Annotated in this window: 17 protein-coding genes and 1 riboswitch; of the genes, 7 read left to right on the top strand and 10 right to left on the bottom strand. The window is 74.8% G+C overall.

From position 1 onward, the window contains the following. Complete coding sequence (locus tag QSK52_RS32875) at positions 1–744, top strand: SOS response-associated peptidase (RefSeq protein WP_285739887.1); 744 nt, start codon at positions 1–3, stop codon at positions 742–744. A gap of 7 nt (positions 745–751) precedes the next feature. Here QSK52_RS32875 and QSK52_RS32870 read toward each other — a convergent pair whose 3' ends face one another. Beyond that, positions 752–952 carry a hypothetical protein gene (locus QSK52_RS32870; RefSeq protein WP_285739886.1) on the bottom strand — a complete coding sequence of 67 codons (201 nt, stop codon included), beginning with the start codon at positions 950–952 and terminating at the stop codon, positions 752–754. A 104-nt stretch (positions 953–1,056) separates the two neighbouring features. Between QSK52_RS32870 and QSK52_RS32865 the strand changes: the two genes are divergently transcribed. Further along, a complete protein-coding gene (locus QSK52_RS32865) occupies positions 1,057–2,298 on the top strand; it encodes an ADP-ribosylglycohydrolase family protein (RefSeq protein ID WP_352230341.1) in 1,242 nt (413 codons plus the stop codon). 24 nt (positions 2,299–2,322) lie between these two features. Further along, positions 2,323–3,063, top strand: coding sequence for an HAD family hydrolase (locus QSK52_RS32860; protein WP_285739885.1), 741 nt, complete (start codon positions 2,323–2,325; stop codon positions 3,061–3,063). Positions 3,064–3,090: 27 nt separating this feature from the next. Here the strand turns inward: QSK52_RS32860 and QSK52_RS32855 are convergent, their stop codons facing one another. The 6 genes from QSK52_RS32855 to QSK52_RS32830 form a co-directional block, all read right to left on the bottom strand. After that, entirely contained in the window at positions 3,091–3,318 is a 228-nt protein-coding gene (locus QSK52_RS32855; RefSeq protein WP_285739884.1) for a hypothetical protein, read from the bottom strand. A 445-nt stretch (positions 3,319–3,763) separates the two neighbouring features. Next, the gene (locus QSK52_RS32850; protein WP_285739883.1) at positions 3,764–3,961 is read right to left on the bottom strand and encodes a hypothetical protein; all 198 of its coding nucleotides are present in this window, start codon (positions 3,959–3,961) and stop codon (positions 3,764–3,766) included. 40 nt (positions 3,962–4,001) lie between these two features. Next, positions 4,002–6,167 (bottom strand): MMPL family transporter, encoded by a 2,166-nt coding sequence (locus QSK52_RS32845; protein ID WP_285739882.1) that lies wholly within the window; start codon positions 6,165–6,167, stop codon positions 4,002–4,004. Between the two features lie 129 nt (positions 6,168–6,296). Continuing rightward, entirely contained in the window at positions 6,297–6,695 is a 399-nt protein-coding gene (locus tag QSK52_RS32840) for a DUF302 domain-containing protein (RefSeq protein WP_285739881.1), read from the bottom strand. A 126-nt stretch (positions 6,696–6,821) separates the two neighbouring features. Next, positions 6,822–7,811, bottom strand: coding sequence for a cytochrome c oxidase assembly protein (locus QSK52_RS32835; RefSeq protein WP_285739880.1), 990 nt, complete (start codon positions 7,809–7,811; stop codon positions 6,822–6,824). Between the two features lie 164 nt (positions 7,812–7,975). After that, a complete protein-coding gene (locus QSK52_RS32830) occupies positions 7,976–8,722 on the bottom strand; it encodes a metallophosphoesterase (protein ID WP_285739879.1) in 747 nt (248 codons plus the stop codon). A 118-nt stretch (positions 8,723–8,840) separates the two neighbouring features. On the opposite strand from QSK52_RS32830, the gene QSK52_RS32825 reads away from it, so the two are divergent. Further along, entirely contained in the window at positions 8,841–9,467 is a 627-nt protein-coding gene (locus QSK52_RS32825) for a CGNR zinc finger domain-containing protein (RefSeq protein WP_285739878.1), read from the top strand. A gap of 168 nt (positions 9,468–9,635) precedes the next feature. On the opposite strand, the gene QSK52_RS32820 is transcribed toward QSK52_RS32825, so the two are convergent. The 3 genes from QSK52_RS32820 to QSK52_RS32810 all read right to left on the bottom strand — a co-directional run bounded on the left by QSK52_RS32820 (position 9,636) and on the right by QSK52_RS32810 (position 12,143). Next, a complete protein-coding gene (locus QSK52_RS32820; protein WP_285739877.1) occupies positions 9,636–11,027 on the bottom strand; it encodes an FAD-dependent oxidoreductase in 1,392 nt (463 codons plus the stop codon). Positions 11,028–11,209: 182 nt separating this feature from the next. Beyond that, the gene (locus QSK52_RS32815) at positions 11,210–11,848 is read right to left on the bottom strand and encodes an MSMEG_1061 family FMN-dependent PPOX-type flavoprotein (protein WP_285739876.1); all 639 of its coding nucleotides are present in this window, start codon (positions 11,846–11,848) and stop codon (positions 11,210–11,212) included. Positions 11,849–11,894: 46 nt separating this feature from the next. Beyond that, the gene (locus QSK52_RS32810; RefSeq protein ID WP_285739875.1) at positions 11,895–12,143 is read right to left on the bottom strand and encodes an SCO4226 family nickel-binding protein; all 249 of its coding nucleotides are present in this window, start codon (positions 12,141–12,143) and stop codon (positions 11,895–11,897) included. Between the two features lie 149 nt (positions 12,144–12,292). After that, positions 12,293–12,420, top strand: a riboswitch (FMN riboswitch). A 185-nt stretch (positions 12,421–12,605) separates the two neighbouring features. Between QSK52_RS32810 and QSK52_RS32805 the strand changes: the two genes are divergently transcribed. The 3 genes from QSK52_RS32805 to QSK52_RS32795 are packed head-to-tail and all read left to right on the top strand — an operon-like array spanning position 12,606 to position 15,195. After that, on the top strand, positions 12,606–13,265 hold the full coding sequence (locus tag QSK52_RS32805; protein WP_285739874.1) for a riboflavin synthase: 660 nt from the start codon (positions 12,606–12,608) through the stop codon (positions 13,263–13,265). Next, complete coding sequence (locus tag QSK52_RS32800) at positions 13,262–13,903, top strand: nicotinamide mononucleotide transporter family protein (protein WP_285739873.1); 642 nt, start codon at positions 13,262–13,264, stop codon at positions 13,901–13,903. The genes QSK52_RS32805 and QSK52_RS32800 overlap by 4 nt, the downstream gene beginning before the upstream one ends. After that, entirely contained in the window at positions 13,900–15,195 is a 1,296-nt protein-coding gene (locus tag QSK52_RS32795) for a bifunctional 3,4-dihydroxy-2-butanone-4-phosphate synthase/GTP cyclohydrolase II (RefSeq protein WP_285739872.1), read from the top strand. The genes QSK52_RS32800 and QSK52_RS32795 overlap by 4 nt, the downstream gene beginning before the upstream one ends. Positions 15,196–15,227: the final 32 nt, after the last annotated feature.

Below are 15,227 nucleotides of genomic sequence, written 5' to 3'. Positions count from 1 at the left end.
ATGTGCGGCCGCTTCGTCTCCACCACCCCCTCCGCCGACCTGGCCTCCCTGCTCGACGTGACGAGCTGGGAGCCGTCCGAGGCCCTGGCCCCGAGTTGGAACGTGGCCCCGACCGACCCGGTCTCCGCGGTGCTGGAGCGGGTGGACGCCGACACCGGCGAGGTGCAGCGCCAACTGCGGGTGCTGCGCTGGGGATTGGTGCCGTCCTGGGCGAAGGACCGCTCGGGCGCGGCCCGGCTGATCAACGCCCGCTCGGAGACCGTCGACCAGAAGCCCTCCTTCCGCCGGGCGTTCGCGGCCCGCCGCTGCGTCATCCCCGCCGACGGCTACTACGAGTGGCGCCAGGTGCCCGCCGCCGACGGCCGCAAGGCCTACAAGCAGCCGTACTTCCTCTCCACCGGCGGGCTCATGCTGATGGCCGGGCTGTACGAGTTCTGGCGGGACGCGAGCGTGCCGGAGGACGACCCGGCGGCCTGGCTGGCCACCACGACGATCCTGACTACCGACGCCACCGACCGGGCCGGGCGGGTGCACGACCGGATGCCGATGCTGGTCCCCCGCGCGGAGCTCGACGACTGGCTCGACCCCGCCAACCGCGGCCGCGAGGACCTGCACGACCTGCTGCAGCGCCCCGCCGACGGCGACCTGCGGGTCCGGGCCGTGCCGACGGCCGTCAACCGGGTCTCCGCCAACGGTCCCGAACTGCTCACCGACGCCCCCGACCCGCTGGGCCTGTCCGACTGACCTACCGTCAATCCCCGCCGCCGTCGGGTCCGTCGGAGATGCCGCGCCGCCGACGCCTGCGCTCCGCCCGGCGCACCAGCTCGCCCGCACCGAGCGTGGCCCGGGCGGCCAGGCGCACCCAGCCGGGGCCGCCGCGCTCGGCCCACACCACGCAGACGCAGCCGCCCAGCACCAGCACCAGGACGACCACCAGCACCGCACCGACCACCGGACACCGCCTTCCGTTCAGGGACGCGTCCCCGATCCTCCCAGACCCCGGTCGCCCGGACGGCCTTGACACCCGCCCCGCCCGCACGGTTCGGTGGGGCGCGTATGACTGACTCCTCCCCGCACCGCGGCCCCGCGTTCGACGCCCTCCAGGGCCTGTCCGTCGGCGACGCGCTCGGCGCCCAGTTCTTCGTCCCCGACACCGCCCGCGCCCACCTCGACGCGCGCACCGAGCCCCCCGGCCCCTGGCCGTGGACCGACGACACCGAGATGGCCTGCTCGGTGTACGCCGCCCAGCACGAGCGCGGCAGCATCGACACCTTCGACCTCACCCACGCCTTCGCCCGCCACCACGACTTCGACCGCGGCTACGGCCCGGCCGCGAACCGGATGCTGCGGCTGGTCCGGGAGGGCGGCGACGCGCGCCGCCTGGCCGCCGAACTCTTCGACGGCCAGGGCTCGTTCGGCAACGGCGCCGCCATGCGGGTCGCCCCGCTCGGCGCCGCGCACGCCGCCGACCCGGCCGCCGCCGTCCGCCCGGCCGCCGACACCGCCGTGACCACCCACACCCACCCGCAGGCCGTGGACGGCGCGATCGCGGTCGCCGTCGCCGCCGCCCTCGCCGTCCGGGCCCGCACCGAACCCACGACGCCCGCACGGTACTTGCAGGCCGTCGCGGCCCTCACCCCGACCGGCACGGTACGCCGCGGCCTGGCCGAGGCCGCCCGGCTGACCGACCGCAGCGACCCCGCCGCGGCCGCCGCCGTGCTCGGCAACGGCAGCCGCACCAGCGCCGCCGACACCGTCCCGTACGCGCTGTGGTGCGCCGCGCACTGGCTCACCGACTACCCGGCCGCGGTGTGGGCCGCGATCGGCGCGGGCGGCGACGTCGACACCGTCGCCGCGATCACCGGCGGCGTGGTCGCCGCCCGCACCGGCACCGCGGGCATCCCCGCCCACTGGCTGGCCGCCCGCGAACCCCTCCCCGACTGGGCGTTCCCGCCGCCGCTGCGCCCCGCCCCGCGCCCGCTCACCCCGATGCGGCTGCCCCGGCCCCACCCGGTGCCCGACCTGCTCTGGTCCGAGCACCACTGGCAGCGCTACCGCCGCGGCCTGCACACCCCCCGCTGGCTGACCCGCACCGCCGAGGGCGTGCTCCACCTGCACCGCGCCGACACCGGCGCCGAGACCTGGTCGCTCGCCTTCGCCGCGCAGCGCGACGGCTGGCGCCCCGTCGCCGCCCTCGGCGAGGCCCACCCCGCGCACGTCGCCGGGCCCGCGCGCCTGGTGGACGCCTTGCTGGAGATCGAGCAGGACGCCGCCGGGCCCGGCCCCGGTGGCCGGTAGGGTGGACGCCCGGAGGAGGCCAGGATGATCGAAGCCGTGCTGTTCGACCTCGACGGCACCCTGCTGGACCACGACGCGGCGGCCGAGGCGGCCGTCCTGGCCGGGGTCGCGGCGGAGCTGGCGGAGCCCTCCGGACACCGCCCCGACGGCGAACCCGCCCCGGGCGCACCGGAGTTCGACCAGGACGAGGTGCTGCGGTTCTGGCGCCGGGTCGAGCGCACCGAGTACGACCGCTACCTGGCCGGTGAGTTGACCGTCCAGGAGCAGCGCCGGGCCCGGGCGGTCGCGCTGGCCGCGCACCTCGGCCTCGGCCCGTGGTCGGCCGAACGCGCCGACGCCTGGTTCGCCGGCTACCTGCGGTGCTACCGCGCGTCCTGGCGCGCCTACCCCGACGTCCCGGACGCGGTGCGGGAGTTGGGCGCGGGGCGGCGGCTCGGCGTGATCACCAACGGCGAGGGCGCGATCCAGCGCAGCAAACTGCACGCCATCGGCCTGGGCGCGCTCGCCCCGCACACCACCGCCTCCGGCGAGTGCGGCCGCCCCAAGCCCGACCCGGCGATCTTCCACCTCGCCTGCCGCACCCTCGGCACCGACCCCGCCCGCACCGCGTACGTCGGCGACCGCCTCGACCTGGACGCCCGGGCCGCCACCGCCGCCGGACTGCTCGGCATCTGGCTCGACCGCACCCCGGCCCCCGGCGCCGAACCGCCCGCGGACGTCCCCCGGGTGCGCTCCCTCGCCGAGGTCGCCGCCCTGCTCGCCTGAGCCCGGCCCGCGCCCGGGGCCGCTGCGTCAGGCCAGCCCGGCCAACCGCAGCAGCCGGTACCAGTCGTCCGGTTCGTCGGGGGTGCCCCGGACGAGGTCGAGGTAACGCGGGGAGGCCGCCCACGTGCTGAAGAACTCCTCGACGCCGTCGGCGATCCGCTCCAGGCGGCAGCCCGTGTACCAGACGAAGCCCTCCTCGGGCACCCGCCACACGCTGCCGTCGGTGTGGTCGTACAGCAGCGGGTTGCCGTGCACCTCGCCGAAGAAGTGGAAGTGCGAGGCGTCCGCGAGGGTGCCGCCGCCGGGGGGGGGCGGCGCCCACCAGGTTGTCCCGGCACTGGCGCCAGGACAGTTGGTCGCTGCTGAACACCTGCCCGACGGGGCCGAAGCACGGCCCGTCCGTCAGCTCCAGCAGCGCCGCGACCGGCCCCGGCACCTCGGGGCCGACCGTTCCGGGGGCGGCCCCGGGCGGGATGCTCGGCTGCCACAGCTCCTCCGCGTCGGAGTGCCGTTCCAGGGTTCCGCGCAGCAGGGCGACCAGGGCCGGCAGACCGGCGGGGTCGGCGGACGGTGCGGTGCGGTTGCTCATGCGTCCTCGGCATCGGTCGGCGGGCGTGGTCCGGAGCGGCCATCCTCCCAACCGCCCCCGACAACGCGAACGCCCCGCCCTGACGGTGGGCGGGGCGCGCTCGCGGGCTGCTCAGCTCCGGCCGAACAGCCGGGAGAACCACGAGCCGGTCGGTGCTGCGGTGCTCTTCGCGGCCTTGGCCGCCTTCGCGTCCGCCGCGCACGAGCAGCGCTGCGACTTCGGGATCCCGGCCAGGACCTGTTCGACGTGCATGCCGCACCCGGCGAAACTCGGCCTGCCGCAGGACTTGCAGGTGACGCGACGACACATGGGAGTGCTCCTTCTGCTTCTACAGGGGGACGAACGGGGATCAGGAGTGCGAGAACGGGATCCGGGGCAGGACGCGGTCCAGCCACCGGGGAGTGTGCCAGGCGGCGCGACCGGTCAGGCGGAGGATGACGGGCAGCAGGACCAGGCGGACGAGGGCCGCGTCGAGCAGGACGGCCACGCCGAGGACGATGCCCATCTCCTTGGGCGGCAGCGGGCCGGAGAGGGCGAAGGTGAAGAACACCGCGACCATGACGCCGGCTGCCGCGAAGATCACCCGGCCGGAGTGGGCGAGGGCGCCGACCATGGCCTCCCTGGGGTCGCCGGTGCGCTCGTAGTGCTCCTTGGCGGAGGCGAGCAGGAAGACGGTGTAGTCCATCGCGATCGCGAAGATCATCGCGAAGAAGAACACCGGTGCCCAGCCGTCCAGGAATCCCTGGGACCTGAAGCCGAGCAGCCCCGCGCCGTGGCCGTCCTGGAAGACCAGCCGGGCCACGCCGAACGCGGCGCCGGTGGACAGCAGGCTGGCGAGGGTGCCGAGCGCGGCGATCAGCGGGGCGCGCAGCGCGAACAGCAGCAGGACGAAGCCGAGCGCCATGACGACGCCGATCACCAGCGGGGTCTTCTCGGTCAGCAGGTGCTGCAGGTCGAGGTTCTCCACCGCGGCGCCGCCGACCAGGGCGTCGGCGGGAAGCGCGTCGCGCAGGGAGTGGACGGTGCCGGACAGGTCGGGGCTGGAGGGGTCGACGGTGGGGACGGCCTGGATCATCGACCAGCCGGAGCCGTCGGCGGCGTTCTGGGCGGGCATCACGCCGGCGATGCCGGGGTTCGCGGCGATCGCGTGGGCGGTGGTGTCGGCCTGGTCGGCGGGGGTGAGGATCTGCAGGGTGCCGGGTGCGCCGGGGCCGAAGGCCTGCTGGACGGCGGTGTAGCCGGCCCGGGCGCTGGCGTCGGTGGGCAGCACGGTGATCGAGGGCATCGCGGTGCGCAGCCCGATCACGGGCGCGGCCAGGGCGATGAGCACGGCCAGGGCGAGGGCGCCCCAGCGCAGCGGGTGCCTCCACAGGCGCTCGCCCCAGGCGGCGAAGCGCGGGGAGCGGTGTTCGCCGGTCTTGACCCAGGGCAGGGCGAGGGCGTCGACGCGGTGGCCGAGCTTGCCGAGGACGGCGGGCAGCAGGGTGAGGGTGGCGGCGAGCACGAACAGGACGGCGAGCATGATGCCGCCGGCCATGGACCGGAACGCGGGGGAGGGGACGAGCATGACGGCGGACAGGCTGACCAGCACGGTCGCGCCGGAGAGCAGGACGGCCTTGCCCGCGGTGTCCATGGTCTCCGCGACCGCCCCGGCGCTGCTGAGCGAGCGGCCCGTCCGGGCGCTGCGGAAGCGGACCACCAGGAACAGGGCGTAGTCGATGCCGAGGGCGAGGGCGAACATCATGGCGAAGTTCATCGCCCAGATGGAGACCGGGAACAGGTGGCTGATCAGGACCAGCGAGCCTGCGGAGGCGGCCAGGCCGGCCATGGTGAGCAGCAGCGGCAGTCCGGCGGCGACCAGCGAGCCGAAGGCCAGGACCAGGATCGCCAGGGTGACCGGCCAGGACATGATCTCGGACTTCATCATCGCGTCGTGGTTGGCGGTGTTGAAGTCGCTCCACAGCACGGACGCGCCGGTGGCGTGGACGCTGATCCCGTCGGTGGACAGCGCGTTCAGCGGTTCCTTGAGGTCGTCGGCGGCGCGGACCATGTCGTCCGGGGACGCGGCGGCGCCGGCCAGCAGGAGGGCGGTGCGGCCGTCCTGGCTGATGGTGGCGCCGGGCTGCGGCGCCACGACGGTGGAGATCCGCGGGTCGGCGGCGGCGATCTCGCCGGCCTTGGTGATGGTCTGCTGGACGGCGGGCTCGGTGACGGGGCGGTCCGCGGCCACCACGATCTGGAGCGCGGACGAGGCGTTGCCCGCGAAGTGCTCCTCGGCGAGCGTGCGGACCTTCACCGACTCGGAGCCGTCGGCCTGCCAGCCCGCGCCGGACAGCGCGGAGGTGACCTGCGGGGCGAACGCGCCCAGCCCGATCACCAGCACCAGCCAACCGGCCAGCACGGTCTTGACGTGGTGCACGGACCACACGCCGAGTCGGCCCAGCAGCCCGGGCCGGGGCGGGGCGGCCGGGGCCACCGGGGCGGGGGCCGCCGGGGCGGGGGAGGGGCGGTTCACTGGTCTCTCTCCAAGCGCGAGGGAACGAATAATACCCTGGGGGGTATCCAGGAGGTCGTGCTGCGCCCGGGGCGTCCCCTGCGCGGGGGTGCCCCGGGCGGCCGGTCGGTCAGCCGGCCGGTCGGTCGCTCAGCCGCCCAGCGAGGCGAGCGCCGCGCGCAGGCGGGCGGCGGCCTCGTCGGCGACCTCGGCGAGTTCGGGCCGTCCGGTGAACTGCACCATCAGCTGGGGGTCCATGGCCTCGACCAGGACGCCCTCGGGGACGGCGCGCAGCACCACGTTGCAGGGCAGCAGCAGGCCGATCCGGCGGTCGGCCTCCAGGGCGCGGTGGGCGATCGGGGGGTTGCAGGCGCCGAGGACCAGGTAGTCCTCCAGCTCGACGCCGAGCTTGGTGCGCAGGGTGGCCGTCAGGTCGATCTCGGTGAGGACGCCGAAACCCTGTTCGGCGAGGGCCGTGCGGACCTGCTCGGCGGCCTCCGCGAAGGGAGTGCCGGTGAGGGTGGCGGTGATGCCGGGCGCGTGCGTCATGTCGTCGGACCTCTCGTCGATACCCCCCTGGGTATTCAACCGTACGCCCGGTGCAACCCGGGGGCCCGCAGGTGCATTCCCGCGGCGCGGCGCACCCGGCCCGTGAGCTGCGTCGCACCGCCGGGGTCAGCCCCCGTAGCGGTGGCGCAGGGTGGGGTCGTCCAGCCACCACGGCCGCTCCCCGTCCGCCTCGCCCACCCCGCCCGCCCCGGCCGACTCCTCCGCCCCGGCCCGCGCCGCCCGCGCCTGCTCGGCCGCGTCCAGCGCCGCGTCCACCGCCGCCGTCTCGGCGCGCCCGGTGACGACCATCCGGCGGACCAGCGCGCACAGGAAGGGCAGGCCGACCAGGTCGCCGAGGATCCAGATCGCGTTGCCCCCGATGAACTGGTCCCGGGCCGGACCGGGCCCCCAACTGCGGGCCAGCGCCGTGTAGTACGGCTCGGCGACCACGTGCCCGCCGTACAGCAGGACGAGTGCGAGGGCCGCGTCGAAGACCACCTCCACGAAGGTGATCACCACGCCGATCAGCAGCGGGTACGCGTGCGCGACCGGGTCCAGCTGCAGGCGCGGCCAGAAGTAGAGCAGGCCCAGCAGCACCGGCACCAGGTGGAAGCCGGTGTTCCAGACCGGGCTGGTCAGAGTGTGCCCGTAGCAGGGCGTGAAGTACAGCAGCCAGGGCGGCGCGACCAGCAGCACGGTCGACACCAGCGGGAACATCAGCACCCGCGAGACCCGCCCGGACAGCGCCGCCCGCAGCCGCCCGCGGCCCGCCTCCGGCAGCGCCGCGGCCAGCAGCGAGACCGGCGCGCCGAGCGCCAGCAGCATCGGGACCAGCATCAGCAGCAGCACCAACTGCACCGCCCGGTCGGTGAACAGCACCCGCTCGTACACCCCGAGGCCCGAGCAGGTCGTCCAGCCCCAGACCGCGAGCCCGCCCAGGAACGCCATCGTGCGGTACCAGGGCCAGCGGCCGCCCCCGCCCGCCCGGTGGCGGCGCGCCCCCACCAGGTAGCCGGCCGCGAGCGCGGCGCACAGGGCGAGGACCACCGGTTCCGGGGTCCAGCTGTCGGCCAACGCCGACCAGTGCCAGGGCGCGACGGCCGCGGGGTCGGTCATCTCGGCGGGTCTCCTTCGGACGGTCCCGGGGTGGACGCCTTTGTTCTACACCTCTGTAGAAACCGCCGACCGGCCGGGCCCCGGTGACACCCGCCCCGCCGCCGCTCGCAGGGGCCGGCGGCGGTGCGCGGGGTGGCCGCGGAGGCGCCTCCGGGGCGGGGCGCTCAGAGCACGACGCGGTAGTGCGTGGTGAGTCGCCGCTCCTCGTCCAGGACGTGGTAGGCGAGTGCGGGCGGCTGGTCGCGACCGATGAAGTCCTCCGTCTCCCAGGGGAGTTGGAGCGTCCAGGTGATGGCGGGCCCGACGATCAGCGGGCGTCCGGCGAAGGTCGACGCGGCGGCGGTGTGGGCGTGTCCGGTGATCAGGGCGACGACCTCGGGGTGGGCGTCGAGCAGGGCGGCGAGGTCCTCGGGGCGCTGCAGGGCGTACGCGTCGGGCAGCGGGTGGTGCAGGGCCACCGGCGGCTGGTGGAAGGCGATCAGCGCCGGTGTGCCGGGCGGGAGTCCGTTCAGGGTGCGGTCGATCCAGGCGAGCGTCGCGGGCTCCAGCAGGCCCTCGTCCCGCCCCGGGATCGTCGAGTCGACCGTCAGGACCGCGGCGCCGCCGACCAGGTGCGCCCGGTTGACCGGCGTGGTGTCCGGCTCCTCGCCGAGCAGTGCCTTGCGGTAGGCGGGGCGCGCGTCGTGGTTGCCGGGGCAGGACAGGACGGGGAAGGGCAGGTCGGCGAGCAGTTCGGCCGCCTCCCGGTACTCGTCCTCCGCGCCGTGGTCGGCGATGTCGCCGGTGACCAGCAGGGCGTCGACGGGACGGGCCAGCCCGCGCAGGTGGTGCACGACGCGGGCGGCGCGCTCGGTGGCGCGCCCGGTGCCGTCGAGGTGGAGGTCGCTGATCTGGGCCAGCAGCAGGGTCATCGGGCTCCTTCGCCACGTCCTAATGGTTGGCTTTCGCTTTGGCGTTAGTGACCCTAGGGTAGGGGCGATCCGCTCGGCAAGGGAGAACGCGGACGGGCGGCAACGGCGAGGAGGGACCATGGCGGACGACGACGGCGCGCAGCAACCGCACCGGCCCGCACTGGACTTGGTGGGCACCGTCCGCCACGACGGCGACGGCGGCGTGCTCGACGACCTGGCCGAACCCGCCGGTGCGGCCGCCTGGCTCGCCGAACACGCCGAACGCTTCACCGGAACCACCGAACTCCCGCCCCTGGACGAGGAGTTGCACACCGAGCTGATCGCCCTGCGCCGGGCCGCCCGCGCCCTGTTCGCCCGCGCGGTCAGCCCCGGCCCCGCCAGCCGCGCCGACGCGCACCGGCTGATGCCCGCCGACCGGGCCCTGGCGCAGCTCAACGCCGCCGCGGCACTCGACCCCGTCGTCCCGCAGCTGGACTGGGCCGCCGACGGATCCCCGGCCCGGATCCGCCCGCTCTCCACCACCCCCGACGCCCGGGCCCGCCTGCTCGCCGCCCTGGCCCGCGCCGTCATCGACTTCCTGGCCGGCCCCGACCGCCCGAACCTGCGGGCCTGCCAGGCCCCGCGCTGCGTCCGCTACTTCGTCAAGGCGCACGGCCGCCAGGAGTGGTGCAAGACCTCCTGCGGCAACCGCGCCCGGGTCGCCCGCCACTACGACCGCCACCGCACCGGCGCGACGGAGGGCTGACCCTTCCGCAGCGTCCGGTCCACCGACGGGGCGGCCCGCCCGCCGGTGGACCGGACGCTGCGGAACCGGGGTGCGGGGAACCGCGCGGCCGACCGAGCGCGCACGGCCGGACCGCGACCCGGGGCAGCGCCCCGCACCTCTCGCGATCCGGCCGTGCGTCCCCCCGCGCTACCGCAGGTTGTTGCGCTCCGCCGCCCGGTCGCTGCGCGAGGCGTCCAGCATGCCCACCCGCTCGACGACCTTCACCCGCTCGCGGCCCTCGGCCGCGCCGAGGGCCTTCTCGTGGGCGTCCAGGTGGTGCCACCCCTCCCAGGTGGTGAAGTCGACGCCGCGGCTGCGCAGGAAGTCGACGACCGCGTCCTCGGACGGCTCGGCCGCCTCGCGGAGCAGACCCGCGGCGTGGTCGGCGACCAGGCAGGCGACGGTCTCGTTGGCGTCGCCCTTGGTGTGGCCGATCAGGCCGACGGGGCCGCGCTTGACCCAGCCGGTGACGTAGACGGACGGCAGGTGGGCGCCGTTCTCCTGGACCCGCCCGGCCTCGTGCGGGACGGTCGCGCTGAGGGCGTCGAACGGCAGCTTGGGCAGTTCGTCGGAGCGGTAGCCGACCGCCCGGTAGACCGCCTGGACGGGCCACTCGCGGAAGGTGCCGGTGCCGACCGTGTTGCCGGTGCCGTCGAGTTCGGTGCGCTCGGTGCGCAGCGCGACGACGCGGCCGTCCTCGCCGAGCACCTCGACCGGGTTCTCGAAGAAGTGCAGGTGGATGCGGTGCGGCCGGTTGCCGACGTCGCGGATCGCCCAGTTCTCCAGCGTGGAGGCGACCATGTCGGCCTGCTTGTTGGCGCGCCGGGTGGCGATGGAGCCCTCGTCGTAGTCGATGTCCTCGGGGTCGACGACCACCTCGATGGTGGGGGAGTGGTCGAGCTCGCGCAGCTCCATCGGCGAGAACTTGGCCTGCGCGGGCCCGCGCCGCCCGAACACGTGCACCTCGACGGCCCGGTTCGCGGCCAGGCCCTCGTACACGTTCGGCGGGATCTCGGTGGGCAGCAGCTCGTCCGCGGTCTTGGCGAGGATGCGGGCGACGTCGAGCGCGACGTTGCCGACGCCGAGGACGGCGACCTGCTCGGCCTCCAGCGGCCAGGTCCGCGGCACCTCGGGGTGGCCGTCGTACCAGGAGACGAAGTCGGCGGCGCCGTACGAGCCGTCCAGCTCGATGCCGGGGATGTTCAGGTCGCGGTCGGCCTCGGCGCCGGTGGCGAAGACCAGGGCGTCGTAGAAGCGGTGCAGCTCGTCGAGCGAGAGGTCGCCGGGGTAGTCGACGTTGCCGAGCAGGCGGACCTGGGGCTTGTCGAGGACCTGGTGCAGGGCCGTGATGATGCCCTTGATCCGGGGGTGGTCGGGGGCGACGCCGTAGCGGATCAGGCCGAAGGGGGCGGGCAGGCGCTCGATCAGGTCGATGGAGACGCCGGGGGCGGCGGCCAGCTCGGACTTCAGCAGCGCGTCGGCGGCGTAGATCCCGGCGGGGCCGGAACCGACGATGGCCACCCGGACGGGGCGGGGCATGGGCAGGTACTCCTGTTCGACTCGGGGCGCGTACCGCCCAGCCTTGCGGCCGGCGGGCGCGCCCGGTACGGGGCTCCGGCTTATGTCGTCATAAGCCGAAGCTATGACCCCCCAAAGTTCCGCCTATGCGGGAACCCCGTCCCCCCAGCATGCACCCACCCCCGTCCGGCGCCGCCCCCCGCTCACTCGTAGCGCAGCCGCAGCGACTCCTCCTCCGCGGCCAGCACCTGCTCCAGGGTCAGTGCCGGGTCCCCCAGGTGGGAGAGGGTGATCTCGGCCGAGCTGGGCGCCGCGTCGGCGGGCAGCCACTGTTCGGGCCGCCAGGCGGAGGCGCGCAGCAGCGCCTTCGGGCAGTGCTGGTAGACCTCGTCCGCGGCCACCACGATCGCGGTGCGCGGCGGCTTCCCCACCGGCGTCAGCCGGGCCAGCAGCTCCGGGTCCTCGCTGACGCAGGCCCGCCCGTTGACCCGCAGGGTGGCGGCCCGGCCGGGGACGAGGAAGACCAGCCCGGCCCGGCCGGTGGCGGCGATGTTGTGCAGGCTGTCCAGGCGCCGGTTGCCGGTGGCGTCGGGGATCGCCAGGGTGCGCTCGTCCAGCACCGCGACGAAGCCGGGCGGGCCGCCGCGCGGAGTGGCGTCGCAGTTGCCCTCGGCGTCGGCGGTGGCCAGGAAGACCAGCGAGGAGCAGCCGATGAGCCGGCGCGCCGACTCGTGCAGGCGGTCCACCTGCTTGCGCCGCACCAGTTCGCTCGGCTGCTCGTACAGGGCCCGCAGACGGGCCGGTTCGCGGATCGCGTCCGCGGCGAGGGCGTCGAAGATCACGTGCCCCGACGCTACCGCCGCTCACGCCCCCGCCGCCAGGGGGGTCTCAGACCTGCAGCGGCACCGGGTGCACCTCGTCCGCCGGGTGCCCGGTGCGCTCGTGCACGCGCTGCACGGCCTCCCGGGTCGGGGCGGAGGACAGGCAGTAGACGGTGCCCGAGTCCGGGTCGGCCCAGGCCTGCCGGAACTCCACGCCCTCCTCGCCCTGCACCGCGAGGTCCGCCTCGTGCGCGGCCTTCAACTGCTCGGCGGTGATGCCCGCCATTCCGTGGTGGACGTCCATGAACATCGCCATCGCGGCTCAACTCCTCGGCCGGGAGCCCTCCGTACGGAGAACTATTCCCTCCCACCGTGCGCCGCCGACGTGAACCAGGCCACAGGACACGTCCTTGCGGCCCGACCACCGGCGCGTGCAACAATGTGGGTGCAGTACCAGTGACGTTCAGCGCACTCCGGGGTCGGTGAAAATCCGAACCGGCGGTTACAGTCCGCGACCCGTCCGCAGCCAGCGGCCGGTTGACCAGGTGAAATTCCTGGACCGACGGTTAAAGTCCGGATGGGAGGCGTGCGCGGCGGACGAAGCGTGTTCAGCACCGCGGCCCACCCGAGGGCCGGGGTGCGCGAAGCAGGACGGCAGCGAACCCGTGCCTCGGCGAGGAAGCCCAGGCGCCCCGGGTGCGCCCCGTCGGGCATGCGTCCGCAGTCAACTCCCACGAGCCGCCCCGGAGTCCGCGCCCCAAGCGCGAGGAGAACCCGGGTGTTCACCGGCATCATCGAAGAGCTCGGCGAGGTCGTCTCCATCGAGGAGATCGGCGAATCCTCGCGCATCCGCCTGCGCGGTCCGGTCGTGACGGCCGACGCCCGGCACGGCGACTCGATCGCGGTCAACGGCGTCTGTCTGACCGTCCTCGACGACAACGAGCAACTGGCGGCCCGCAGCGGCGAGTTCAGTGCCGACGTGATGCGCGAGACGCTGCAGCGCTCCAGCCTCGGCGTGCTGCGCCCCGGCTCCCGGGTCAACCTGGAGAGGGCGATGGCGCTCGGCGCCCGGCTCGGCGGCCACCTGGTGCAGGGGCACGTCGACGCCACCGGCACGCTGCTCTCCCGCGCGCCCGGCGACCTCGACGCGGACGGGAATCCGCGCTGGGAGGTGCTGCGTTTCAGCCTGCCGCAGCCGATCTCGCGCTACCTGGTGGAGAAGGGGTCGATCACCGTGGACGGAGTGAGCCTCACCGTCGTCGAGGCCGCCCTCGACTCGTTCACCGTCTCGCTGATCCCCGCCACCCTCGCCCTCACCACGCTGGGGGCCAAGCAGGTCGGCGAGCCCGTCAACCTCGAGGTCGACGTCCTCGCCAAGTACGTCGAGCGGCTGCTCGACACCCGTGCGCTGCCCGACACCCTGGGGGGTTCCAAGTGAGTGCGTTCCGCGACCTGGCCTTCACCGCCTTCGGCGAGCAGGTGAAGGTCGCCGACATGGTCGGCAACCTGATAGGGCTCGGCGCCCTGGCCCTGGGCTGGCGCCGCTCCGTCCTCACCTGGCCCGCCCAGCTGCTGGCCGGCGCGGTGCTGATCACCGTCTTCCTCGGCGGGCAGGTGCCCGGCCTGATCGGCAAGCAGGTGATCGTCATCGTCACCGCGCTCTGGGGCTGGACGCAGTGGAACCGCGGGCGCCGCGACACCGGCGAGGTCGCGGTCCGCTTCGCGACCTGGACCGAGCGGGCCGTCCTGGTCGCCGCCACCGCGGCGGGCACCGCCGCCGTCGCCGCGCTGTTCGACGCCTTCCCGAAGCTGTCCTGGAACCCGCTGCTGGACGCGTACATCTTCGTCGGCACGCTGGCCGCGATGTACGCCCAGGCCCGCGGCTGGGTCGAGTTCTGGTTCGCCTGGATCGCCGTCGACCTGGTCAGCGTCCCGTACTCGTACACCCACGGCTACGTCTTCTCGGCCCTCACCTTCACCGTCTACTTCGTCCTGGTGGTGGCCGGCCTGGCCAGCTGGTGGACGAAGGCCCGGGCCACCCGCACCGCCCCGCTCGCCAAGGGAGCCACCGCATGAGCACCGAGCCCGCCGGCACCGAGCCCGCCGACCACCCGCTGCCCGCCGAGCCGCTCGCCCTCGACCCGGTCGAGCGCGCGATCGCCGACATCGCGCTCGGCCGCGCCGTGATCGTGGTCGACGACGAGGACCGCGAGAACGAGGGCGACATCGTCTTCGCCGCCTCCGCCGCCGCCCCCGAGCTGCTGGCCTTCACCGTCCGGTACTCCTCCGGCGTGATCTGCGTCCCGATGACCGGCGAGGAGCTCGACCGGCTGAAGCTGCCGCCGATGACCCGGGTCAACGAGGACCGCAAGGGCACCGCGTACGCCGTCTCGGTGGACGCCCGCGAGGGCGTCTCCACCGGCATCTCGGCCGCCGACCGGGCCCGCACCGTCAAGCTGCTGGCCAGCCCGGGCACCGAACCGGCCGACCTGACCCGCCCCGGGCACGTCTTCCCGCTGCGCGCCGTCGACGGCGGCGTGCTGGTCCGCCCCGGCCACACCGAGGCCGCCGTCGACCTGGCCCGCCTCGCCGGGCTCGCCCCGGCGGGCGGCATCGCCGAGGTGGTCAACGACGACGGCACCATGGCCCGGCTGCCCGAACTGCACGCCTTCGCCCGCGAGCACGGCCTGGCGATCATCTCGATCGAGGACCTGATCGCCTACCGCCGCCGCACCGAACTGCACGTCGACCGCGCCGCCGTCACCCAACTGCCCACCGAGCACGGCACGTTCACCGCCGTCGGCTACCGCGGCACCATCGACGGCACCGAGCACCTGGCCCTGGTGGCGGGCGGCCTGGACGCGGACGGCCGCCTCCCCGACGGCGAGGACGTCCTCGTCCGGCTGCACTCCGAGTGCCTGACCGGCGACGTGTTCGGCTCGCTGCGCTGCGACTGCGGCCCCCAGCTGCAGGCCTCGCTGGCCGCCGTCGCCGGGGCCGGCCGCGGCGTGGTGCTCTACCTGCGCGGCCACGAGGGCCGCGGCATCGGCCTGGCCCACAAGCTGCGCGCCTACCAGCTGCAGGAGCAGGGCCTGGACACCGTCGACGCCAACCTCGACCAGGGCCTGCCCGCCGACGCCCGCGACTACTCGATCGCCGCGCAGATGCTCACCGACCTCGGCGTGCGCTCGCTGACCCTGCTCAGCAACAACCCGGCCAAGCAGACCGCGCTCACCGAGCACGGCCTCAAGGTCGCCGCCCGCCGCCCGCTGCCCACCGCCGCGGGCGAGCACAACCTGCGCTACCTGCGCACCAAGCGCGACCGGATGGGCCACGACCTGCCGTGGCTCGACGACGACGGCAAGTAACCGCACCCGCACCAGCGCACCGACACCGAACG

This window comes from Kitasatospora phosalacinea (genome assembly GCF_030268885.1).
GTDB lineage: Bacteria > Actinomycetota > Actinomycetes > Streptomycetales > Streptomycetaceae > Kitasatospora > Kitasatospora phosalacinea_C.
The sequence above is the reverse complement of the archived record's forward strand: the minus strand, read 5'-3'. Positions and strand labels throughout refer to the sequence as shown.